Source organism: Exiguobacterium sp. PHA03 (assembly GCF_041945985.1).
Lineage (GTDB): Bacteria > Bacillota > Bacilli > Exiguobacteriales > Exiguobacteriaceae > Exiguobacterium_A.
On record NZ_JAUTYQ010000001.1, the window covers coordinates 165,327 to 187,522 of the forward strand.

The window sequence follows — 22,196 nt, forward strand, 5'->3', positions numbered from 1 at the left end:
AGGGGGAGATGATATGCGCAAGGTTAGGGTCTGGGTTGGACTTTTGACAGTAGTGTTCTATCTCGTCGTATCGACGATGATGTATGTCAGTGTCCGACCAGAAGCCTTGTCCGCAGAACCATTCTCGATTGCAGAAGAAGACATCCGGTCGCCATTGACGATGGAGGATCGGGTCGCGACGAATCAAATCAAGGAAAATGCGATTGCTGCAATCGAGAGTCAGTATACGATCAAACAAGAGTATGCAGCACAGCAAATTGATAAAGTCGAACAACTTTTTGCTAGTTTATCCGGCATTAAAAAAGCAGACGAGATCAGTAAAATCAAACAGCGTTTGCGTGGGACAGAAGCGGCAACTCTTTTAAAGGACGACGAACTACGTTTACTTGTAGCTTCAACGACAGCGCTTCGAGACACGACACGGGATGTCGTCATTACAGCAATCGAAGAAGCGATGCGTCAGCGCATCTCGTCTGATGGCGGCGAAGTGGCTGAAGCACGTGAAAATGCCCGAACTGATATCGAACGTTCACCGCTTTCTTTCTCGCTAAAGGCGATTGCCAAGGCGTTGACCGATCAACTGATCGTGACGAACTACGTCTATGATCCGGAAAAGACGGAACAGCTTCGTAAACAAACAAGTGATAAAGTGGAACCGGTCATCATCTCGGAAGGGGAAGTGATCGTGAAGCGAGGCGAAGTGATTTCGCAAGATGCTTACCGCCAGCTACAACTCGTCGGCTTGATTTCTGACCGTCAGTCGTTGAAACCGTTACTTGGAGCGATGCTTGTCAGTGCATTGATGACTGCTTTCCTATTCGGCTTCATTCATCGCTCGAAACTACGGTATGCACAGATGGGGCGGATCCGGTTGTTTGGGCTTGTCTACCTCGTCGTCAGCTTACAATTGCTTGTCATGTATGGCATGGCGTTTTTAGCAAACGATATCAATCCTGCACTTTACTTACTCACACCGACCGCTTTTGTTGCTCTTGTTCTGCGCAATTTATTAAACGAACGGATTGCATTGTCAAGTTCACTCTTCACGGCACTTGCCGGAACATTCTTCTATAGTACGAATCAAAACTTCAGCTTCAATATCGCGATCTATTTGTTAGTCGGTGGTTTAGTCGCAACGTTTTTCCTACAGTCTAGTTTGTCACGTCGTCGTATTTTCATGAGCAGTATTTCGATTGCCGGAGCAAACATCGCGATTTTCTTTGCATTCGTTCTATTACGTAGTGGCACATTCGAATTACGTGAAACATTGACTTTAGTCGGTTTTGCGATTGCTAGTGGGATCTTGAGTGCCATTCTTGCGATTGGGTTATTGCCGTTCCTCGAAATGACATTTGGTATCTTAGCACCGACGCGTCTGCTCGAACTGTTGAACCCGACGCATCCCTTGTTGAAGAAACTCTTGGTCGAAGCGCCAGGAACGTATCATCATAGCATGATGGTCGCGAACCTAGCAGAAACAGCCTGTGAAGCAATCGGTGCAGATGGGTTGCTTGCGCGAGTCGGTGCCTACTATCATGATTTAGGAAAAACACGACGACCACTTTATTTCATTGAAAACCAGCATGGACGCAATCCGCATGATCGATTGACACCGGAAGAGTCGGCACGTGTCATTTTGGCACATACGGAGGATGGTGTTGAATTGCTCGAAAAAGCAAAACTCCCGGCAGCGATCATCGATATTTGTCGCCAGCATCATGGAACATCGTTGCTCCGATATTTTTATGTCAAGGCAGCAGAACAAGGTGAAGTCGATGAGGATACGTTCCGTTATACAGGACCTAAACCACAAACGCGTGAAGCGGCGGTCATCATCATCGTCGACTCGATTGAAGCGGCTGTTCGTTCAATGAAAGCTCCTTCGGAAGAAGGAATTCGGGACCTAGTCGCGAAAATCATTCGTGAAAAGATGATGGACGACCAATTTGCGGAATGTGACATCACGACACGCGAGATTTATCGCGTTGGTGAAAGTGCATGTCATACCTTATCCGGTTTGTTCCATGAACGAATCGAGTATCCAGAATTAAAGAAAGAGGCAACGAAATGAACATTTATATGACAGACGAAAATAATCGTCTAACGGAAGAGCAACGACAGCTTGTCGAATCGATTTTGATTTACACGGCGGAACAAGAAGAAGTCGATCCGAACAGTGAGTTGTCCGTGACTTTCGTCTCAAACGATGAAATTCAAGAGATTAATCGTGAATGGCGTGGGAAAGATCAGGCGACAGACGTCATTTCCTTCGCGATGGAAGAACTCGGAGAAGATGAAATCGATTTTGGATTATTGGAAGATGAACCAGTCGTCCTCGGTGATTTGATCATTTCCGTGGAACGATGTCGCGAACAGGCGGCTGAATATGGCAATCATTTCGAGCGTGAACTCGGTTTTCTCGCCGTCCATGGTTTCCTCCACTTACTCGGATATGATCACATTGAAAAGGCAGATGAGGAAATCATGACGAAGCGACAGGAGGAAATCCTGCATCACTTCGAGTTATTCCGGGGCACATTGTGAAAAGCTGGTGGCAACCATTTCGACATGCGATGCATGGGTTGCGCCAATCGATTCGAGAAGAACGGCATATGAAAGTTCATGTCATCATTGGCGGCATCGTATTACTTGTCGCCTTTTTATTACCGTTGACATCTGTCGAGCGAGCGATTCTTTTTCTGACGGTCGGGATCGTCATAAGTGCCGAGATGTTCAATACAGCGTTTGAGCGCGTCGTGGATCTCGTGACACAGGAGTGGCATCCACTGGCAAAAGCAGTCAAAGATATCGCGAGTGGTGCTGTTTTAGTGTTGGCGCTTACATCTGTTGCGATTGCGCTATGCATCTTCATCCCATATTTGGTACAATAAGAATCCGGCCTTTTTGGCCAATACCGTTCCTAAAAAGGGGATACTCACATGAAAACAGAACAATTACTCGAACAAGCTAAACGTGCACGCGAAAAAGCGTATGTTCCATATTCAAAATTCCAAGTCGGTGCTGCTCTCTTAACGAAAGACGGACAAGTCTTCCATGGCTGCAATATTGAAAACGCAGCGTATGGTCTTTGTAACTGTGCAGAACGGACAGCTATCTTCTCTGCGTGGGCACAAGATGCGCGCGAGTATGCAGCGATGGCTGTCGTTGCGGACACAGAAGGACCGGTCGCACCATGCGGACAATGCCGCCAAGTGTTATCAGAGATGTGTGATGCGGATATGCCAATCTATTTGACGAACCTTAAAGGGGATGTCACAGAAACAACAGTGGGCGCTCTATTACCGGGAGCATTCACGAAAGGAGATTTACATGTTTAAAGAAGGATTCAAATCGGGCTTTGTCTCGATCATCGGACGCCCGAACGTCGGAAAATCGACATTCCTCAACCGTGTCATCGGACAAAAAATTGCCATCATGTCTGATAAACCACAAACGACGCGTAATAAGATTCAAGGTGTCTACACGACAGAAGATGTTCAGACGATTTTCATTGATACACCTGGGATCCATAAACCAAAACATAAACTCGGCGATTTCATGATGAAGGTCGCGACGAACGCATTGCGTGAAGTCGATGCGATCTTGTTCATGGTCAACGTGACGGAACCAAAAGGAAAAGGTGACGACTTCATTATTGAAAAATTGAAGGAACTCGATACACCAATCATTCTCGTCATGAATAAAGTCGATTTGATTCATCCGAATGATATTCCACCGATCATCGAGTCGTACAAAAATGAACTCGAGTTCGCGGCAGTCGTTCCGATTTCGGCGCTACAAGGGAATAACGTCGGACCGTTACTTGAAGAAATCGCAAAAATTCTACCAGAAGGACCGATGTATTACCCAGCGGATCAAGTCACTGACCACCCAGAGCGCTTCATCATCTCAGAGATGATTCGTGAAAAAGTCTTGCAAAAGACACGCGATGAAGTACCACACTCGATTGCCGTCGCGATTGATCAAATCAAGACGCGTGAGAATGGAAATATGGTTGATGTCCATGCGACGATCTTGATCGAGCGCGATTCCCAAAAAGGAATCATCATCGGTAAACGCGGAGCACTTCTAAAAGAAATCGGCTCTGAAGCACGAACGGACATCGAGATGTTACTCGGGACGAAAGTTTACCTGAACTTGTGGGTCAAAGTCCAAAAGGATTGGCGCAACAAGGCCGGTCAATTGCGTGAACTCGGCTTCCGCGATGATGAGTATTAAGCGATGATCGATAAGGCGGAAGGGCTTGTATTACGAACGGTCGTATATGGTGAATCGAATAAGATCGTTACGCTACTGACACGTGAATACGGCAAGCTCGCCGTCATGGCGCGAGGAGCGAAGAAGCCGGGTAGCCGTTTTAACGCGGCTAGTCAGCCTTTCGTCCGAGCTGTCTATATCTATCCACGTTCACGGGGTCTCGGTCAGTTAAAATCAGCAGACGTCATTACAAGTCATGCGCATATTCGGCAAGATGTCGTGTTGATGGCCTATGCGATGTATCTATTGGAGCTTGCGGATAAAGCGCTTGATGAACGGGTGCCGCAACCGGCGCTGTACGATTTATTCGTCGAAGGACTAGAGGCGATGGATGAAGGACTAGATCCTGACGTCGTCTCTTTCATCATCGAATTGCGTCTGTTGCGTCATCTAGGCATTGCTCCACATTTGAATGGTTGTACGATTTGCGGAAGTGCTGAAGCGCCATTCGCTTTTTCGTTACACCACGGCGGTCTACTCTGTCGCCGGCATCGCCATGAGGATGAACATGCTGTCTATATGTCAGAGGCAGTTGCGAAGATGCTCTATGTGTTTTCCGTCTATGATTTCTCACGGATTGGTACCGTGACGGTAAAGCCAGAAACGAAGCGTCTATTGCGTCAAATCATGGATGCTTATATGGAACGCTACAGCGGGTTACGTCTGCGTTCAAAACGTGTCCTCGACCAGTTGATTGATTTCGGCAACGATTGACAGCAACAAGCGGGTTCGGTAGAATGAATGCGGAAGAAGTAACTAAATGAACACGATGACGAAAAGGAGTACCGTCTTTTTTCTCAATCAAGCGATTCCAGGGCGGTGTGAGCTGGGAGTGAGAGGGGCGCGAACGGCGTTTCGGAGTGTTTTTTGTCAAAAAGAGTGGCATGCGATGCATGCAAGTAGGGTGGAACCGCGGGCTCGTCTCGTCCCTATGTGCAACGATTGTTGTACATAGGGGCGTTTTTTGCGTTCCTTAATCATTTCGGAGGTGAAAGTCGTGAAGATGACAGTACAAGACATGATCTTGACATTACAAAAATTTTGGGCAGAACAAGGCTGCTTGACGATGCAAGCATACGACGTAGAAAAAGGAGCCGGTACGATGAATCCGATGACGTTTTTACGGAGTCTCGGACCGGAACCGTGGAACGTTTGTTATACAGAACCATCACGCCGTCCGGCTGATGGTCGTTATGGAGAAAACCCGAACCGTCTGTATCAACACCATCAATTCCAAGTCATCATGAAACCATCACCTGACAACATTCAGGAATTGTACTTACAAAGTCTCGAGTTGCTCGGGATCAATCCACTCGAACATGACATCCGTTTCGTAGAGGATAACTGGGAGAACCCAACGTTCGGTGCTGCTGGTCTCGGCTGGGAGGTATGGCTAAATGGAATGGAAATTACACAATTCACGTACTTCCAACAAGTCGGTGGAATCGAGTGTAATCCAATCGCAGTAGAGATCACTTACGGAATCGAGCGTCTCGCTTCTTACATCCAAGATGTCGAGAGCGTCTTTGATCTCGTTTGGACAGATGGGTTCAAATACGGTGATATCTTCTATCAACCGGAATTCGAACATTCGAAGTATACATTTGAAACATCAGATGTCGCTTTACTCTTTACATTATTCGATCAATATGAAAAAGAAGCGAATCGTGCCTTGGATGAGAATCTCGTTTTCCCAGCATATGATTACATCTTGAAATGTTCGCATACCTTTAACCTTCTCGACGCGAAGGGGGCGATTTCCGTCACGGAACGCACAGGATTCATCCATCGTGTACGGAACATGTCGCGCCGTTGTGCGCAAAGTTTCATCGAAGAACGGGAACGTCTTGGCTTCCCATTGATCAAGTCGAAAGCAGGTGAGTCACATGCATGAATTATTACTTGAAATCGGTTTAGAAGAAATGCCGGCTCGATTCGTCCTTCAATCCGAAACACAACTCAAGGAACGCGTGACGCGTTTCCTTGAAGAAGCACGGATTGAGTTCACAAGCGTCGAATCCTTCTCGACACCACGCCGTCTTGCAGTATATGTCAAGGGTCTCGCAGCACGTCAAAGCGACCTCGAAGAGACATTAAAAGGACCCGCAAAACGGATCGCGATGGACGAAGCAGGGAACTGGACGAAAGCTGCAGAAGGATTCGCGCGTGGTAAAGGACTCACGACGGACGATCTCTTCCTTGGGGAAGAAAAGGGAGTCGAATACCTCTATGCGACGCGTAAGGAAACTGGACAAGCGACAGCCGATCTACTTCCCGGATTAAAACAAGTCGTTGAAGCGATGACGTTCCCGAAAAACATGCGTTGGAGCACACAATCGTTACGCTACATGCGTCCGATTCGTTGGTTAATTGCTCTTCTTGACGATCAAGTCATCCCGTTTGAAGTCGCATCCGTCGAAACAGGTCGGACGTCTCGTGGGCATCGCTTCCTTGGGCAAGACATCACGATTCTTCGTCCGAATGCCTATGTCGAAGCGCTCGCAGGAGAGCACGTCATCGTCAGCTATGAAGCTCGTCGTCAATTAATCGAAGAACAAATCGCGGCGCTTGCGGCGCGTGAACAATTCGAAGTACCGATCGATGCGTCTTTACTTGAAGAAGTCACGAATCTCGTCGAATATCCGACAGCCTTGTTCGGTGCATTCGATGAAGCGTATCTTGAGTTACCGGAAGAAGTCTTGATCACGACGATGAAAGAACATCAACGGTACTTCCCAGTCAAACGTGACGGTGCGTTGCTCCACTATTTCGTGACAGTACGAAACGGGAACGCAACCCATCTTGAAAACGTTGCTCGCGGAAACGAAAAAGTCATTCGTGCCCGTTTAGCAGATGCTCAGTTCTTCTATGAAGAAGATAAAAAAGCAGACATTGATGAACAGGCGAAACGTCTTGATAAAATCGTCTTCCATGAAAAATTAGGAACGACAGGTGAAAAAGTCCGTCGCGTACGTCAAATGGCACTCGCACTTGCTAACCGTGTCGGCGCAGACAAAACACGTGTCGAACGCGCGGGTCAGATTTATAAATTCGACCTCGTCAGTCAGATGGTCTATGAATTCACGGAATTACAAGGTCTGATGGGTGAACGTTATGCGAACATGAAAAACGAGGATCCGGAAGTCGCTGCTGCGATTCGTGAACATTACATGCCACGCTTCGCGGGTGATGCAAGTCCGGAGACACCGACAGGGACACTCTACGCGATCCTTGATAAGATGGACAGTGTCGCTGGATTCTTCGGTGTCGGCATGATTCCAAGTGGATCAGCGGATCCGTATGCATTGCGTCGTCAAGCACAAGGAATTGTGCAAATCTTATCGGATCGTAAGTTGAACTTGACATTGACTGAACTGATTGCCTTCGTCGTGTCTGAACAGGTAGCAGCAGGTCTTTATACGAAGGATGCCGAAGAAGTACAAGCCGCATTACAAGATTTCTTTGCACAACGCTTGAAATACCGTCTATCGGAAATGGACTTCCGTCATGATGTCGTCGAAGCCGCTCTTGACCATATGTTGACAGTCGAAGCGAATGAACAGCGTGCTGCCATGCTCGAAGAGGCGACGAAAAAAGAATCGTTCAAGAAAACGGTCGAACAATTAAGCCGTGTCTTGAACATCTCGAAAAAAGCAGAAAGTGTCACAACTGTTAATCCAGCGCTCTTTGAAAATGATGCGGAACGCGAATTGCATGAGGCGATTGAGAAAGCCTTACCAGAGGTCGATCAAGCTATCGCGTCACTTGACTATGCACGTGCACTTGAGGCACTTGAGGCAACCGTTCCATCGATCACAGCCTACTTTGACGGTACGATGATCATGACGGATGACGAAACGGTCCGTACGAACCGTCTTAGCGAAATGAAACGATTTGCAGAAGCAATCGAATCAGTCGCTCGGTTCAATGCACTCACTTTAGCGTAAAGAAAAAGGACGGATGAGCCGATGAAGTTAAATGAACGGCAAAAAAAGATACTCCAAATCGTCAAAGAGAATGGTCCGATCACGGGAGAGCAGATTGCTGCAGCGCTCTCCCTGACACGAGCGACGTTACGACCTGATTTGTCGATTTTAACGATGACCGGCATGTTAGAAGCGCGCCCACGTGTCGGCTATATGTATGTCGGAAAGAAAAATGCTTCCATGCTTCATGAGAAACTGGACACCTTGACCGTCGGCGAATTCATGTCATCAGCAAAGGTCATTCATGAAGGGATGACTGTGTATGATGCAATCGTCCATTTATTCCTAGAAGATGTCGGTTCGTTGTTTGTCGTCAGCAAGGACCATGCGTTGGTCGGTGTGCTATCACGTAAGGATTTTCTACGTGCGGCAATCGGTAATCAAGAATTAGACTCGTTACCGGTCAATATCATCATGACACGAATGCCAAATTTGACAGTCTGTGAAAAATCGGAAACGTTAATTGGTGCCGGCATGAAACTGATCGAAAAACAGATTGATTCGATGCCAGTCGTCGAAGAAGAGAACGGGGTCTTGAAAGTCGTCGGTCGAATGACGAAAACGAACATGACGAAAGTGTTGGTCGCTTTAGCACGTGATGAAGAAATTTAAGGGGGGCTCCTGATGCGTCAACGGATTTATGTCGTGAGTGATTCTGTCGGAGAGACGTGTGAACTCGTCGTCCGCGCAGCTGCTATTCAGTTCCCGGAACAAGCCATCGAAACGGTCCGCATTCCGTTCGTCGATGATGATCAAGTCATTTATGACTTGGTTCTTCATGCAAAAGAAGAACAAGCAACGATCGCTTTTACGATCGTTCATGCGACGCATCGTCGTTTGCTTGCAGACACAGCGCGTGCCCACGGTGTAAAGGCGATTGATCTACTTGGTCCATTGCTTGACACGATGGAAGACCGTTTGCAGATGCAACCGAAGGAAGAACCTGGATTAATCTATCGCTTAGATGAGGAATATTTCCGGAAAATCGAAGCGGTCGAATTCGCTGTTAAGTATGACGATGGACGTGATCCAAAAGGAATTAAACGCGCCGATATCGTTTTGATCGGTGTGTCGCGTACATCTAAAACGCCGCTCTCGCAGTATTTAGCCTTAAAGCGATATAAAGTAGCAAATGTACCACTCGTACCCGAATCGATTCCACCGGCAGAGCTATTCGATATTCCAAAAGAAAAATGTTTTGGACTACTCATCTCACCGGAAAAGTTGATCGATATCCGAATGGAACGATTGCGTTCATTAGGACTCAAACCTGAAGCAGCCTATGCGCAGATGGACCGAATCAATCGGGAACTTGAATACGCACGGAATTTATATGAACGAATCGGATGCCAAATTATTGATGTGACGAATAAAGCAGTCGAAGAGACGGCGAATTTGATTTTGACCGGAATTTCCGGGAAAGCGCATGACTAGTCAAGCAGTCAGGAACATAGTATACTTGTTTAGCTGATAAATGAGATAATGCCCTTTTTCTAATGAAACGGAACGAGTCATCGTTCCGTTTCATTGCGGGTATGGTCATGTAAGGATAAGTTCTCAAGGAAAGGGGAGAGGACGGAATGAAGCGAATTCCTGATGAAATCGTCGATCAGGTCCGCCAAGCAACGGACATCGTCGAATTGATTTCAGAACGTGTAGAATTAAAAAAACAAGGGAATCGATATTCAGGGCTTTGCCCGTTTCATTCTGAGAAATCACCTTCCTTTTCTGTTTCTCCTGATAAAGGGATGTACTACTGTTTTGGATGTGGTGCAGGAGGAAATGCAATTACTTTCGTCATGGAAACAGAAGGAATGAGTTTCAAGGAAGCCGTTTCGAAATTAGCCGACCGAAGCGACGTCACACTTCCAGAGCTAGAACCAGACCGATTCGAGCAGTCGGAATCGACGCCTGAACAGGAAAAGAAGTTCCGCATGCGCGAAGCGCATCGAATCGTCACCGAGCTCTATCACGAGGTGCTGATTCAAACGGAAGCAGGCGACGCCGGAAGAATCTATTTAGAAAATCGCGGTATACGCGAGGGGGCGATGCGTGAGTTTCGACTCGGGTATGCACCGGATCAAGATCGTTTTACAGTGGATTCCTTGGCACGACGTGGGTTTGATTTAGATGAGATGGTCGAAGCGGGATTGATTTCAATCGGACGTGATGGTGATTATCGAGATCGATTCAACGGTCGGGTCGTGTTCCCTATTTCCGATCGTGATGGCACGATCGTCGGATTTAGTGGCCGTTCGATTGACGGTCGTGACCCAAAGTATGTTAATACAGCGGAAACCCCTTTGTTCAATAAAAGTGAACTGTTATTTGGATTTGCTCAAGCACGAGGGGCGATGCGTAAAATTAAACAAGTCGTCCTTGTTGAGGGAAATCTTGATGTTGTGCGTGTTGCTCAAGCGGGTATACCTTATACGGTAGCTTCTTTAGGAACAGCGTTAACGCCTGTTCATGCCCAAAACCTGGCACGCATCGTCGATGAAGTCATTGTTTGTTATGACGGAGACAAAGCAGGACGCGCTGCGACGCTAAAAGCCTTACAGTTGCTTGAGGCCGTTGCTGTCGACTGTTCCGTCATCCGCTTACCGGATGGCGAAGACCCTGACTCTTTTATTGGGAACCAGGGAGAAGAGACGTTTTTACACTGGATCGAACAAAAACGGGTTTCAAGTCTTGAATTCAAATCTTTTTATTTTCGACAAGGAAAAAACTTGCGATTAGAAGGAGAACGCGTTCGATATATTGAAACTATGCTTGAAGAGATTGGTCGAACATCCAATCCGTTGTTACGGGACATCTATTTAGGAAAACTTTCTGAGGAATTTAAACTCTCGAAAGATTCCTTGATCGCACAAGTGCGTCCAACCGTCCAACAACCGAAAAGAGAACAAATCGTTTCCGATCGCCCGACCGCTGTACCGACAGCACCTCCTGATCGAACGTTCGCGAACTGGAAAAAGGCAGAACGCTTCTTGCTTGCCTACATGATCCGTTCCGAAGAAGTATGTCTAGAAGTGCGTGAGCAGCTGGGTGTCCAATTCAATGATCCGGCACATCAATTGATTGCCGGCAAGTTATATGAATTTTACGGGACAGGTACGCAAGGAAGTTCCGATCGTTTTTTGACGATGCTCCATGATGCTTCCCTGCAACGAATCGTAGTGGATCTAGAGTTCATGCTGATGCCTGAATATGATCCTGACTTACTCAGTCATTACATTCGTGCCGTCCAGAACGAACAGCAACGTCGATTGCTCGAAGAAGAAAAATCACGATTGAATCAACAAACAGATATCCGTGCCCAAGCGGAACTGATGCAGGCGATCATTGAACGAAAGCGTCGTTTAAAAGATCGATGACCTGCTGCATGATGTGGAAGGAGTGTATGGTTCGATGGCAGAAAAAGCAAGATCAGAAGCTGAATTACTCCGTCTCGCGAAAGAGGAACTCATCGCGCTCGGACATAAGAATGGTGAATTGTCGCACCAGAAAATCGAAGACAAACTGAGTTCGTTCGAATCAATGGATGCTCAGCAATTCGAGGAATTCCTTCAGTTGCTCGAAACAGAAGGTATCAAGGTTAACAATGACGGTACAGGAGATGAAAAGGAAGAGGCGGATTTGAACGATTTGTCTGTTCCACCCGGCGTTAAGATCAATGACCCTGTCCGGATGTATCTAAAAGAAATCGGACGCGTGGATTTGTTGAATGCAGAAGACGAAGTTGAACTCGCGAAACGAATCGAACAAAACGATGAGGAAGCGAAAAAACGTCTAGCGGAAGCAAATTTACGTCTCGTCGTTTCGATCGCTAAACGGTATGTCGGACGCGGTATGTTGTTCCTTGATTTGATTCAAGAAGGTAACATGGGTCTGATCAAGGCGGTCGAGAAATTCGACTATACGAAGGGATATAAATTCTCGACGTATGCAACGTGGTGGATTCGTCAAGCGATCACACGTGCGATCGCCGACCAAGCACGGACGATCCGGATTCCGGTTCATATGGTTGAGACGATCAATAAATTGATTCGTGTCCAACGTCAACTTTTACAAGATCTCGGACGCGAACCTTCACCGGAAGAGATTTCGAAAGAGATGGAAATCACGCCGGAAAAAGTTCGTGAAATCCTGAAAATTGCGCAAGAGCCGGTTTCTCTTGAGACACCGATCGGGGAAGAAGACGATTCACACCTCGGCGATTTCATCGAGGATCAAGATGCGACAGCACCACAGGATGCTGCTGCATATGAACTCTTAAAAGAGCAACTCGAAGATGTGTTAGATACACTCACGGATCGTGAAGAAAACGTCCTTCGTCTTCGCTTCGGACTTGATGATGGTCGGACTCGAACACTCGAAGAAGTCGGCAAGGTGTTTGGCGTCACGCGTGAGCGGATTCGTCAAATCGAAGCAAAAGCACTTCGGAAACTTCGTCATCCAAGTCGTTCAAAACGCTTGAAAGACTTCCTCGATTAATTCAAAGTGTGAAGAATATATGAAATTTTAGTGGGAAGGGAGAAAAAAGTTTCGTTTTTTTCTTCCTTCCCCGTTTTTTTTACAGTAGAATAGTAACGGGGAATACCATTCAGTCACCAACTTGGTTGGGTATAGAATATGGGGGGAATCCAAATGCGTAATCCATTAGTACCGTTTGCGGCGATCGCAGTCATCGCCATCATCGCAATGATTTCATTGTCTTACTTTGGGGTCGATCAGGTGAAGGAAGCTCGCAAAGGGCCGTCAACTGCAGAAATGAAGCCAGAAGACTTGTTTGCATCTAAAGGATGTACAGGATGTCACGGTGGAAACTTAGAAGGCGGCGTTGGTCCGAACTTAACAAAGATCGGCGCGAAGCTGAAAGAAGATGAAATCAAGGACATCGCAATGAACGGTAAAGGGCAAATGCCTGGCGGTCTTGCGAATGACGAAGAAGCAGCTGTTCTAGCTAAATGGTTAGCTGCTAAGAAATAAGAACAAGAGCATCTATCTCGTTACGAGATGGATGTTTTTTTATGGGCGGATGGTTTCTTTTTTACTGTAAATCCGCTATTTTAAAAGAGAGTTTTCGGAAAATAGGAAGGATGAAGAAGATGCAAATGAACGTCGTATTGGATCAACGACTCCAAAAAGTCGTGTCGTATATTCCACAAGGAGCCATCCTTGCAGATATTGGTTCGGATCATGCATTCGTACCGTGTTTTTGTATCCAACAAAATAAAATCGAACGCGCCATCGCGGGGGAAGTGAATGAAGGACCGATGGAAGCCGCAAAAGGACAAGTGGCACTTGTAGGACTCGAGTCCCAAATTGATGTCCGTCTCGGGAGTGGTCTATCGGTATTGAAACCGGGAGAAGCGACAGCGATCACGATCGCGGGAATGGGTGGAACATTGATTGCCTCAATCCTTGAAGAAGGGAAAGATCGATTGTCGGGAGAAGAACGTTTGATTCTACAACCGAATGTCGATGCAGTCGATGTCCGAAACTGGTTACTCGCACATTCGTATGCCTTATTGTCAGAAGCCATCGTCGAGGAGAATGGGAAGATTTATGAAATCCTTGTCGCGGAACGTGGCGAAGAAACCTTATATTCGGAAGATGAAACAACACGACAATGGGAACTCTTCTTTGGTCCGCAGTTGATGCGAGAGCGAGCGCCAGAATTCATTGCAAAGTGGCAAATGGAAAAACAAAAACGTCAGTATATTTTGGAGCAGATGAAACAAGGACAAACTACGGAAATCTTATCTGAAAAAATCATAGCGATCGAACGATTGATTCAAAAGATGGAAGAGGTGACAAGCTGATGGCGAATGGGAATTATGTCATTGAGCAGTTTGAAGCATTCGCTCCGAAAAAATTCGCGCTCGAGGGTGATCCGATCGGTTTGCATATTGGAACGTTGAACAAGGACGTAAAACGTGTGCTCGTGACACTTGATGTCTTGGAGTCTGTCGTTGATGAAGCGATTGAAAAAAAGGTTGATCTCATCATCGCGCATCATCCACCGATTTTTAGCAAGTTAGCGAATGTGACGGATCGTTCCGCAACAGGACGCATCGTCACAAAATGTATCAAGCACGATATTGCGGTGTACGCTGCGCATACGAACCTTGATGTGACACCAGGAGGGGTCAATGATTGGATGGCAGAGGCAATCGGTCTTGAGTCATGTGAAGTTCTCGCCCCCACATTTGAAAATACGCGCTACAAGTTGAGCGTTTTTGTACCAACAGAAGCTGCAGAGCGTGTCTCGACAGCACTTGCAAAAGCAGGAGCCGGGCAAGAAGGGGATTATAGTGACTGCCAGTTTCATGTCAATGGAACTGGGCAATTCCGACCGTCGCCTGAGGCTACGCCATATATCGGTGAAGCGAATCAACTCGAGCGGGTTTCTGAAGTCCGAATTGAGACGATCGTGACGGAATTGGATCAGAAACAAGTCATTCGAGCGATGAAGCAGGCACATCCTTACGAAGAGGTAGCCTATGATCTCATAAAGCAGGAACGTCCGGCAGCGCCACTTGGTCTCGGACGGATAGGTCGATTGCCGAAACCCATGACGTTGCGAGCATTTGCAGAGCACGTTCGGACGGTGTTTGGTGTTCAAAACTTGCGTTTCGTTGGAGACGAATCACGGGAGATCAATAAAGTCGCTGTTCTCGGTGGCGATGGGAATAAATATGTCTCGACAGCAGCTTTTGCCGGAGCCGATGTCCTTGTCACGGGTGATCTCTATTTTCATGTCGCCCATGATGCGATGGCACTTGGACTAGCGGTCGTTGATCCCGGACATCATGTAGAGTCGGTCATGAAAGAAGGCGTCGTCAACGAATTGAAGCGCCGATTCGATCAGAAAAAAATCGACGTTGAACTACTAATTTCAACAGCGAATACGAATCCGTTTCAGTTTTTGTGAGGCAACGAATCGAGTACGCTAAGGGTATCTTTTGAGCAGTAAAAAACCGAGTCGCGAATGATAATCGCGACTCGGTTTTGCTGTATCGATTGTTAGGATTAAAGTACTTTGACTTTAGGCAAAATCCGTCTTAGTTCAAGGAATGGTGTCTTGTCATGCGTACTAATATCAGTAGGATCATATTGTTGTAAGAAGTCGATGACTTTTTTCGTGATCGGTGTTGGCGTCGATGCACCTGATGTGACGCCGACTTGCTGTACACCTTCAAGCCATGATAAATCAAGCTCCGTTAAATCGCCGATTCGATGTGCAGGAGTTCCTGCGATATCAAAGGATACCTGGGCCAAACGGTTCGAGTTGTTCGAACGTGGGTCACCGACGACGATGACGAGATCACAGTCTCCTGCTTGATCCGCTACCGCTTCTTGTCGGACTTGTGTTGCGTTACAGATTTCATTGTGTACTTCCACATGCGGATATTTTTTCCGAACGTGTTCCATCAAAGCTTGGACATCCCATTGACTCATCGTTGTCTGGTTCGTGACGATGATTTTTTTATGAGCAAGCTGAGGAGGAAGTTCATCGATATCTTCGACTTTTTCGATGAGGTGAACATGTTCCGGCGCTACGCCGACGGCACCTTCAGGCTCCGGATGCCCATGTTTCCCGACGTAGATGACTTCGTAATCATCTGCGACGACTTGACGAATCAAGTCGTGGGTACGCGTTACGTCAGGACACGTCGCATCGACGACGTGTAAGTTCTTCTCTGCAGCACGAGCATAAACAGCAGGTGAAATACCGTGTGCTGTAAAGATGACCGTTCCCTCTTGAATCGTCTCTAAGGCTTCGAGGCGATCAGGACCATCAACAGTGATGACGCCCATGTTTTCGAACTCACGTGTGACGTGAGCATTGTGGACGATCATCCCTAAAATATGGATCGGACGTGGCAAATCTTTATTCAATGCCGCTTGTTGTGCAAGTTTCATTGCGTCGACGACACCGTAACAATAGCCGCGGGGGCTGATTTTTTTTACTAGCATAGTTATAGATTCTCCCTTTGTGAAAAAGAATGATTAGTTAGAGTGTACCATTGATTGAAGCTGAATGAAAATAGAGAAGTCTGTTTCAGCCACAGAACATGCTATACTAATGAAGTTGTCAATTATTCAAAAGGGAGGCGAAGGGATGGAGTCAAAGAAAATGATGCGGTCGTATTTTTTCCAAATCACCGCCGTCTTATTCATCCTGATTTGTCTTGTCATTTCAGCGCTTGCCTTCACTGCAGACCGGGTCACGATTTCCCGAGTCGAACAACAAACAGAGAAACAGAGTGAAAAAAGTGTTGAAGTCTCTGGGAATGCGATTCGCGACAATGTCGGGAATTTGCATGAAGAAATCATGAGCTTGCAGTTGAATGTCAAAAACCCTAAAAAGTTGAGTCGGAAAATTGAGGAGTCTAAATTGTTAGACATTGATACAGGGTTTAAAAGTCTCTTTTATTTTGACCGAAAGACGAAACAAATCACCTGGTTCTCAAGCGATGATCGTCGAGTGGAGAATAGTACCATCCTAAAAGACGATGATTTTGTGCAAACGTTGACGAGTACGGATTTTCATATGAGCAAGCTATATACGATGGAGTCAGATGCTGTCACGTACATGTTCGTCCCGATTCGAGACGGCAATGAGCGTGTCGGAGTCTTTGGTGGTGGATTAAGCGTCATGAATTCGATTGTTTTTCGAAATTCACTTGAATCGTTCGACGATCAGACCATTGCTTACCTCTTCAATAGTAAAAAACAATTGTTAGCCACATCCAGTAATCTCGTGACAGATGAAGAGCGCGTATTATCGAGAAGTGTGGTTGACCGTGCTTTTAAATCGCTAGAACCTTCCGAGATTTTTAGTACGAATCAAGATATGTATTACTTTGCGAAAGATTTGAAAGTGACGGATTGGAAAATACTCGTTCGAACGCCGCGAAATGTTTTTTATGAACCGGTCTATACGACACGACAACAATATTTGATCATCGCGGCTTTAACGCTTGTCCTCAGTCTAATTGTCGGCTATTTGATGTCGAAGCAGTTGACCGCGCCGATGCTTGAACTTGTAAATAAGATCGAGAAAAGCACCTCACCCAAACCGATCGTTCTTGAGCGAGCGGGATCTAATGAGGTCAAGACACTCGTTGCCGCCTATAACGAGTATGCACAACGGATGGAAAATGCGCGTCTTGAGCAATTGAGTCAGCAACAAACGATGTTACATCAAGAAAAATTAGCATCGCTCGGTCAATTAGCAGCAGGAATCGCACACGAAATCCGTAATCCATTGACGCCTGTTAAGATGACCTTACAGTTGTTAGCGACGGAAAAAGATCGTAATGCAGAAATGCTCGTTCTTGCTTTATCAGAACTCGATCGGGCGAATGGTATGATTCAAACGATGCTCGATCTGTCAAAAGGTGAGAACAATGCGCTTCAAAAAACGACGATTGATATGAATGATTTAATGAAGAAATTGACATATATCCTCGAAGCTGAAGCGCATCATTACGAGGCGGACTGCAAGATTTATACACCATCCTTTATGCCGAAGATTTATGCGTCAGAAGAGGGAATCTTACAAATTTTAGCAAACTGTGTCCGAAATGCCCTACAAGCTGTTGCGTTTAAAGGACCGGACGGCATATGTCATCTGCATGTCCATGTCTATCCAGAAGAGGTCGTATTCATTGTTCAGGATAACGGAATCGGTATGGACGGAGATCAAATCGAACATGTCGGTCAAGCATTCAAAACATCGAAAGTCGACGGAAATGGACTTGGGATCTTCATGTCGAAACAAATCGTCCGTGATCATAAAGGGAAAATGATCTTTGATAGTAAGCCGGGCGTCGGTACGACGATTCAAGTTCACTTGCCACGAAAGGAGCAAATGGAATGAAATTCAATAAGGCCTGGTTATTCGTCCTGATTGTCTGGATTTCATCCGTTCTGTTCATTTCCAACTTGTTCGTCAATCCAGATCCTAGTCCACGACGTCATCTCGTTGGATTTACGATCGTGAATGATAAGCATGAGTTCGCACAACGGCTCGTAGATGCGTTTAAAACGCAGGCAAAAATCAATAAATACGAAGCGGTCGTCACGACTTCCCATAACTCACGCATCAATGAACGGGAGCAGATTCAAGAGTTCATTCGGATGAAAGTCGATGCGATCTTCGTGACGACACTAGATGACGTCTATATCGCTAATACATTAGAAGAAGCGGCTCGTGCCGGGATTCCGGTTTTTGCCATCGATCGATTGATTCGTTCCGATGCAGTCGTCAGTTCAATCACTTCAAATAATCAATTGATTGGGGAACAACTTGCATCATTCATTAAACACGAACGTATCAAGCAGACGGGACGAGCTACCGCCAATATCATTGAAGTCGCAGGGACAGCAAACGTCAATACAACGAATGAACGACACCGAGGATTTTTGACTGGTCTTGAGCGTGAGCCGGAACTTCAGATTGTCGAATCCGTGAATGGGGATTATGACCCCATCACTTCAGAAAAGGTTATGACGCAGGTGATTGAGTCAGGAATTCCGTTTGATGCCGTCTATTGTCATAATGACGATATCGCGCTCGGTGTCCTCGAAGCATTGAAAAAAGCAGGCATCAAAGGAAAAATAATTGTCGGCATAGACGGGAATCGTGCTATATTAGAAGCTGTTGACATGAAATCGATGGATGCGACGGTCGTCCAGAGTGCTGATGAGATGATGAAAGTCGCCTTCAGTGCATTGAAGCTTCATACGAAAAACAAAAAGATTCCAAATCGTTTTTATACGTACTCCTATCTGTATGACGGTAGTAGACCCATAACCATGTTGAACTAATCGAGAGGCAGATGCCTCAGCAAATAAGGAAAGGACGGTGTCAATTCATGAATGGATTCAGCCATTATCAATTACACCCGTTCGTCATCGAAGCACTCGATGACGCCCGCATCACAAAACCGACCGACATTCAGTCGCGGATCATCCCAGCTGCAGTAAAGGGACGCGATATCATCGGTCAATCACAAACAGGAACAGGAAAAACGTTATCGTTCCTTCTTCCAATCGTTCAAAACGTCGATCCGAAGCTTCAAGAATTACAAGCGATCATCGTTGCTCCGACGCGTGAACTCGCTTGGCAAATCCATGAAGAACTAAAATCGTTACTCGTGAAAGAACCTGACTTCATCAAAACGAGTCTCATTACAGGTGGGATGGATCGCGAACGTCAAATTGGTCGTGTTAAAGTCTCGCCACAAATCGTCATCGGAACACCGGGACGTATTTTAGATTTATTCAAGGAACAGGCATTGAAGCCGCATTTCGTGAAGCACTACGTCATCGATGAAGCGGATCAAATGCTCGATATGGGATTCTTGCCAGAAGTTGACCGGATTGCTCAAGCTCTTCCAGAACAGCTTCAGATGATGGTCTTCTCAGCAACGATTCCTGAGAAATTGCAACCGTTTTTGAAAAAATACATGAACAACCCGCGTTACGCCCATGTGGATCCGAAACAGCAGACAGCGAAGAAAATCGTTCACCATACGATTCCAGTCAAGCACCGTGAGCGCTCAGAGTTGACGCTAAAAGTCGCGAAAGCGTTGAACCCTTATATCTGTCTGATCTTTACGAACACAAAAGCAGAAGCAATCGAAGTCGAAGCTTTGTTCCTAGAAGCAGGACTTAATGTTGGTTCTCTTCACGGTGATCTCCCGGCTCGTCGCCGGAAACAAGCGATCAAGGAAATCAACGATGCGAAGTACCAGTATGTCATCGTGACGGATCTTGCTGCACGTGGAATCGATATTTCAGGTGTCTCACACGTCATCAACCATGGTATTCCGAAAGACTTGGACTTCTACGTTCACCGTGTTGGTCGGACAGGTCGTGTCGATCAAGATGGATTGGCGTACACGCTGTTTGAAGATCACGAGAACGGTATGATCAATCGCTTAGAGGATCGTGGCATTCAATTTACGAACGTCGATGTCAAAGGCAGTCAAATCGTCGAAGTCAAAGAACGCCGCCGTGCGAAGCCGCACATGAAGACTGCCGTCTCGAAGACAGCGCATAGTCGCCTTTCGGGTGAAGCAGCAAAAGCGAAAAAACGTGTTAAACCAGGTTATAAGAAGAAACATCAATATAAGCTGAAAGAAACAGCAAAACGTGAACGCATCAAAGAACAACGTGGTGTCGGTCGCGCGCAACGTAAAGAAAACGCCCGCAAATCAAAATAACTCCATTGATGACACCCGTGAAATGAAAAAACATTTTTCGGGTGTCTTGTCGTTTTCAAGATTTGGTACACTGTAAAAAGAGAAAGGTGGAAAACAACATGAAAATAGGTTCACACGTCTCCGTTTCGGGGAAAAAAATGCTGTTAGGTGCCAGTGAGGAAGCAGCGTCTTATGGTGCAACGACGATGATGGTCTATACAGGAGCACCTCAAAATACACGCCGTAAGCCGATGGAAGAGTTACGAATTCCGGAAGCGTTGCAACATATGAGTGCGAATCGGATTGAAGAAATCGTCGTACACGCCCCGTATATCATCAACCTGGGGAATACGACAAAACCCGAGACATTCGAACTCGCGGTTTCGTTTTTAGGAGCTGAGATCAAACGAGCAGAAGCTCTAGAGAAAGCACGACACATCGTATTGCATCCAGGTGCGCATGTAGGTGCTGGGGAAGAGGTTGGAATCAAACGGATCGTTGAAGGACTCAATGAAGTATTGACAGGCGAAGAGCAGGTGAAGATCGCGCTTGAGACGATGGCTGGAAAAGGATCGGAAATCGGAAAAACCTTCGAGGAACTTGCTCAGATCATTGAAGGCGTCACACATCATGATCGTCTGTCCGTCTGTCTTGATACATGCCACGTGCATGATGCGGGATACGATATCGTGCACGACCTAGATGGTGTTCTCGAACAATTCGACCGAATCGTCGGACTGGATCGTCTTGGTGTCATCCATGTGAATGACTCGAAAAATGTCCGCGGTGCGCGGAAAGACCGTCACGAAAATATTGGTTTTGGTGAGATTGGATTTGATGCCTTACACCGTGTCGTGCATCATCCTGCCCTGGCTCATTTACCCAAAATTCTAGAGACACCTTACATTGGTCTCGATCCAAAGAAAAAAGTAGCACCGTATAAACAAGAAATCGATATGTTACGTTCGGGTGCATTTGATGCAGACTGGCGTCTACCGATTCTAGGAGCACCGGTCGAATAACTCATAAAGGGGTGTCAGTGATGTGTCATATACTCGTCGTCGATGAGACTAATTTTGCGATACGACAAGCTGTTGTCCACTATTATGAAACAAAGGAACCGTTTTATTTGCCGGCAGATCTGGCAGAGGGAGAAGAAGTATTTCTTGCGACGTCTGATGGAATCATTGCGTATGCAGAAGTCTTGTTCACGGAGTATACGACACGTCCAGAGGATCCGTTTTGGTTGACCGTTGCTGACGATTCGGAAGGGTCTTATGTATGTCTTGATCTCATCAGTGTGGATTTACGACATCCGTTACTTGGACGACCACTCGATCAACTTAGTCTTAAAACCGGACCAGTCGAAAGCGCGTTTCGCACACGTCTGCTTGATTCATGGCAGTATGGGTATTTCGAAACCGATGTGCTGACACTCGAACAATCTAAACAACGTCGAATCGAGCGCTTCAAGGAGCGAAATCATCTAGAACAAATTGCGCGTCAATGTGTTCATTGTGAGGAGTCTAGGCAGTCGTTACTCGAATGGCATTTGACATCAGAAGGATACCAGACGGTGTGTCCGACATGTCACCGGTGGTTACATCAACGGATGTTGCATGCTATGGATACGGCGGTGGCGACGGAAGAGAGTGAGTAAAAGCTTTTTCTATTCAAGCAGAGCTCGTATGACTGATCATCCAATCAT

Annotated in this window: 21 protein-coding genes; 20 read left to right on the top strand and 1 reads right to left on the bottom strand. The window is 46.4% G+C overall.

Annotated elements, in window-relative coordinates:
- The first annotated feature begins 13 nt into the window (after positions 1–13).
- The 15 genes from Q7C19_RS00850 to Q7C19_RS00920 all read left to right on the top strand — a co-directional run bounded on the left by Q7C19_RS00850 (position 14) and on the right by Q7C19_RS00920 (position 15,204).
- The gene (locus Q7C19_RS00850) at positions 14–2,071 is read left to right on the top strand and encodes an HD family phosphohydrolase (RefSeq protein ID WP_375091425.1); all 2,058 of its coding nucleotides are present in this window, start codon (positions 14–16) and stop codon (positions 2,069–2,071) included.
- Positions 2,068–2,544 (top strand): rRNA maturation RNase YbeY, encoded by a 477-nt coding sequence (gene ybeY, locus Q7C19_RS00855; protein ID WP_056060122.1) that lies wholly within the window; start codon positions 2,068–2,070, stop codon positions 2,542–2,544. Before Q7C19_RS00850 ends, ybeY begins: the two co-directional genes overlap by 4 nt.
- 29 nt (positions 2,545–2,573) lie before the next feature.
- A complete protein-coding gene (locus Q7C19_RS00860; protein ID WP_251137938.1) occupies positions 2,574–2,891 on the top strand; it encodes a diacylglycerol kinase in 318 nt (105 codons plus the stop codon).
- Between the two features lie 48 nt (positions 2,892–2,939).
- Entirely contained in the window at positions 2,940–3,338 is a 399-nt protein-coding gene (locus Q7C19_RS00865; protein ID WP_023467498.1) for a cytidine deaminase, read from the top strand.
- Positions 3,331–4,239, top strand: a complete 909-nt coding sequence (gene era, locus Q7C19_RS00870) for a GTPase Era (RefSeq protein WP_023467500.1) — start codon at positions 3,331–3,333, stop codon at positions 4,237–4,239. Before Q7C19_RS00865 ends, era begins: the two co-directional genes overlap by 8 nt.
- A gap of 3 nt (positions 4,240–4,242) precedes the next feature.
- Complete coding sequence (gene recO, locus Q7C19_RS00875; RefSeq protein WP_214854844.1) at positions 4,243–4,992, top strand: DNA repair protein RecO; 750 nt, start codon at positions 4,243–4,245, stop codon at positions 4,990–4,992.
- A 289-nt stretch (positions 4,993–5,281) separates the two neighbouring features.
- Positions 5,282–6,172 (top strand): glycine--tRNA ligase subunit alpha, encoded by an 891-nt coding sequence (glyQ, locus tag Q7C19_RS00880; protein ID WP_029341034.1) that lies wholly within the window; start codon positions 5,282–5,284, stop codon positions 6,170–6,172.
- The gene (glyS, locus tag Q7C19_RS00885; RefSeq protein WP_375091426.1) at positions 6,165–8,225 is read left to right on the top strand and encodes a glycine--tRNA ligase subunit beta; all 2,061 of its coding nucleotides are present in this window, start codon (positions 6,165–6,167) and stop codon (positions 8,223–8,225) included. The genes glyQ and glyS overlap by 8 nt, the downstream gene beginning before the upstream one ends.
- Before the next feature lie 21 nt (positions 8,226–8,246).
- On the top strand, positions 8,247–8,876 hold the full coding sequence (gene ccpN, locus Q7C19_RS00890; RefSeq protein WP_029341036.1) for a transcriptional regulator CcpN: 630 nt from the start codon (positions 8,247–8,249) through the stop codon (positions 8,874–8,876).
- 12 nt (positions 8,877–8,888) lie between these two features.
- Entirely contained in the window at positions 8,889–9,698 is an 810-nt protein-coding gene (locus Q7C19_RS00895) for a pyruvate, water dikinase regulatory protein (protein WP_035409206.1), read from the top strand.
- A gap of 146 nt (positions 9,699–9,844) precedes the next feature.
- The gene (gene dnaG, locus Q7C19_RS00900) at positions 9,845–11,641 is read left to right on the top strand and encodes a DNA primase (protein WP_290748831.1); all 1,797 of its coding nucleotides are present in this window, start codon (positions 9,845–9,847) and stop codon (positions 11,639–11,641) included.
- A gap of 34 nt (positions 11,642–11,675) precedes the next feature.
- Positions 11,676–12,761, top strand: coding sequence for an RNA polymerase sigma factor RpoD (gene rpoD, locus Q7C19_RS00905; RefSeq protein ID WP_023467512.1), 1,086 nt, complete (start codon positions 11,676–11,678; stop codon positions 12,759–12,761).
- A 153-nt stretch (positions 12,762–12,914) separates the two neighbouring features.
- Entirely contained in the window at positions 12,915–13,256 is a 342-nt protein-coding gene (gene cccA / locus Q7C19_RS00910; RefSeq protein WP_056060134.1) for a cytochrome c550, read from the top strand.
- Between the two features lie 119 nt (positions 13,257–13,375).
- Positions 13,376–14,092 (top strand): tRNA (adenine(22)-N(1))-methyltransferase, encoded by a 717-nt coding sequence (locus Q7C19_RS00915; protein ID WP_056060136.1) that lies wholly within the window; start codon positions 13,376–13,378, stop codon positions 14,090–14,092.
- Positions 14,092–15,204, top strand: a complete 1,113-nt coding sequence (locus tag Q7C19_RS00920; protein WP_035409201.1) for a Nif3-like dinuclear metal center hexameric protein — start codon at positions 14,092–14,094, stop codon at positions 15,202–15,204. Before Q7C19_RS00915 ends, Q7C19_RS00920 begins: the two co-directional genes overlap by 1 nt.
- A gap of 98 nt (positions 15,205–15,302) precedes the next feature.
- Here the strand turns inward: Q7C19_RS00920 and Q7C19_RS00925 are convergent, their stop codons facing one another.
- Positions 15,303–16,250 (bottom strand): 4-hydroxy-3-methylbut-2-enyl diphosphate reductase, encoded by a 948-nt coding sequence (locus Q7C19_RS00925; protein ID WP_035409199.1) that lies wholly within the window; start codon positions 16,248–16,250, stop codon positions 15,303–15,305.
- Positions 16,251–16,395: 145 nt separating this feature from the next.
- Here Q7C19_RS00925 and Q7C19_RS00930 point away from each other — a divergent pair, with 145 nt between their 5' ends.
- The 5 genes from Q7C19_RS00930 to Q7C19_RS00950 all read left to right on the top strand — a co-directional run bounded on the left by Q7C19_RS00930 (position 16,396) and on the right by Q7C19_RS00950 (position 22,148).
- Positions 16,396–18,159: a two-component system sensor histidine kinase NtrB gene (locus tag Q7C19_RS00930; RefSeq protein ID WP_035409197.1), complete on the top strand. Its 1,764-nt coding sequence runs from the start codon at positions 16,396–16,398 to the stop codon at positions 18,157–18,159.
- Positions 18,156–19,109, top strand: a complete 954-nt coding sequence (locus Q7C19_RS00935) for a sugar ABC transporter substrate-binding protein (protein ID WP_056060147.1) — start codon at positions 18,156–18,158, stop codon at positions 19,107–19,109. Before Q7C19_RS00930 ends, Q7C19_RS00935 begins: the two co-directional genes overlap by 4 nt.
- Before the next feature lie 47 nt (positions 19,110–19,156).
- Positions 19,157–20,509 carry a DEAD/DEAH box helicase gene (locus Q7C19_RS00940; protein WP_035409194.1) on the top strand — a complete coding sequence of 451 codons (1,353 nt, stop codon included), beginning with the start codon at positions 19,157–19,159 and terminating at the stop codon, positions 20,507–20,509.
- 98 nt (positions 20,510–20,607) lie between these two features.
- The gene (locus Q7C19_RS00945) at positions 20,608–21,510 is read left to right on the top strand and encodes a deoxyribonuclease IV (RefSeq protein ID WP_375091427.1); all 903 of its coding nucleotides are present in this window, start codon (positions 20,608–20,610) and stop codon (positions 21,508–21,510) included.
- Between the two features lie 20 nt (positions 21,511–21,530).
- Complete coding sequence (locus tag Q7C19_RS00950; RefSeq protein WP_375091428.1) at positions 21,531–22,148, top strand: hypothetical protein; 618 nt, start codon at positions 21,531–21,533, stop codon at positions 22,146–22,148.
- Positions 22,149–22,196 lie beyond the last annotated feature (48 nt).

Excerpts from the sequence above, each read along its gene's own strand:
- era (WP_023467500.1), top strand. The coding sequence starts at position 3,331 with ATGTTTAAAGAAGGATTCAAATCGGGCTTTGTCTCGATCATCGGACGC.
- Q7C19_RS00920 (WP_035409201.1), top strand. The coding sequence starts at position 14,092 with ATGGCGAATGGGAATTATGTCATTGAGCAGTTTGAAGCATTCGCTCCG.
- glyQ (WP_029341034.1), top strand. The coding sequence starts at position 5,282 with ATGACAGTACAAGACATGATCTTGACATTACAAAAATTTTGGGCAGAA.
- Q7C19_RS00860 (WP_251137938.1), top strand. The coding sequence starts at position 2,574 with ATGCATGGGTTGCGCCAATCGATTCGAGAAGAACGGCATATGAAAGTT.
- ybeY (WP_056060122.1), top strand. The coding sequence starts at position 2,068 with ATGAACATTTATATGACAGACGAAAATAATCGTCTAACGGAAGAGCAA.
- cccA (WP_056060134.1), top strand. The coding sequence starts at position 12,915 with ATGCGTAATCCATTAGTACCGTTTGCGGCGATCGCAGTCATCGCCATC.
- recO (WP_214854844.1), top strand. The coding sequence starts at position 4,243 with ATGATCGATAAGGCGGAAGGGCTTGTATTACGAACGGTCGTATATGGT.
- dnaG (WP_290748831.1), top strand. The coding sequence starts at position 9,845 with ATGAAGCGAATTCCTGATGAAATCGTCGATCAGGTCCGCCAAGCAACG.
- Q7C19_RS00945 (WP_375091427.1), top strand. The coding sequence starts at position 20,608 with ATGAAAATAGGTTCACACGTCTCCGTTTCGGGGAAAAAAATGCTGTTA.
- Q7C19_RS00865 (WP_023467498.1), top strand. The coding sequence starts at position 2,940 with ATGAAAACAGAACAATTACTCGAACAAGCTAAACGTGCACGCGAAAAA.
- rpoD (WP_023467512.1), top strand. The coding sequence starts at position 11,676 with ATGGCAGAAAAAGCAAGATCAGAAGCTGAATTACTCCGTCTCGCGAAA.
- Q7C19_RS00850 (WP_375091425.1), top strand. The coding sequence starts at position 14 with ATGCGCAAGGTTAGGGTCTGGGTTGGACTTTTGACAGTAGTGTTCTAT.
- Q7C19_RS00935 (WP_056060147.1), top strand. The coding sequence starts at position 18,156 with ATGAAATTCAATAAGGCCTGGTTATTCGTCCTGATTGTCTGGATTTCA.
- Q7C19_RS00930 (WP_035409197.1), top strand. The coding sequence starts at position 16,396 with ATGGAGTCAAAGAAAATGATGCGGTCGTATTTTTTCCAAATCACCGCC.
- glyS (WP_375091426.1), top strand. The coding sequence starts at position 6,165 with ATGCATGAATTATTACTTGAAATCGGTTTAGAAGAAATGCCGGCTCGA.
- Q7C19_RS00915 (WP_056060136.1), top strand. The coding sequence starts at position 13,376 with ATGCAAATGAACGTCGTATTGGATCAACGACTCCAAAAAGTCGTGTCG.
- Q7C19_RS00925 (WP_035409199.1), bottom strand. The coding sequence starts at position 16,250 with ATGCTAGTAAAAAAAATCAGCCCCCGCGGCTATTGTTACGGTGTCGTC.
- Q7C19_RS00940 (WP_035409194.1), top strand. The coding sequence starts at position 19,157 with ATGAATGGATTCAGCCATTATCAATTACACCCGTTCGTCATCGAAGCA.
- ccpN (WP_029341036.1), top strand. The coding sequence starts at position 8,247 with ATGAAGTTAAATGAACGGCAAAAAAAGATACTCCAAATCGTCAAAGAG.
- Q7C19_RS00895 (WP_035409206.1), top strand. The coding sequence starts at position 8,889 with ATGCGTCAACGGATTTATGTCGTGAGTGATTCTGTCGGAGAGACGTGT.
- Q7C19_RS00950 (WP_375091428.1), top strand. The coding sequence starts at position 21,531 with ATGTGTCATATACTCGTCGTCGATGAGACTAATTTTGCGATACGACAA.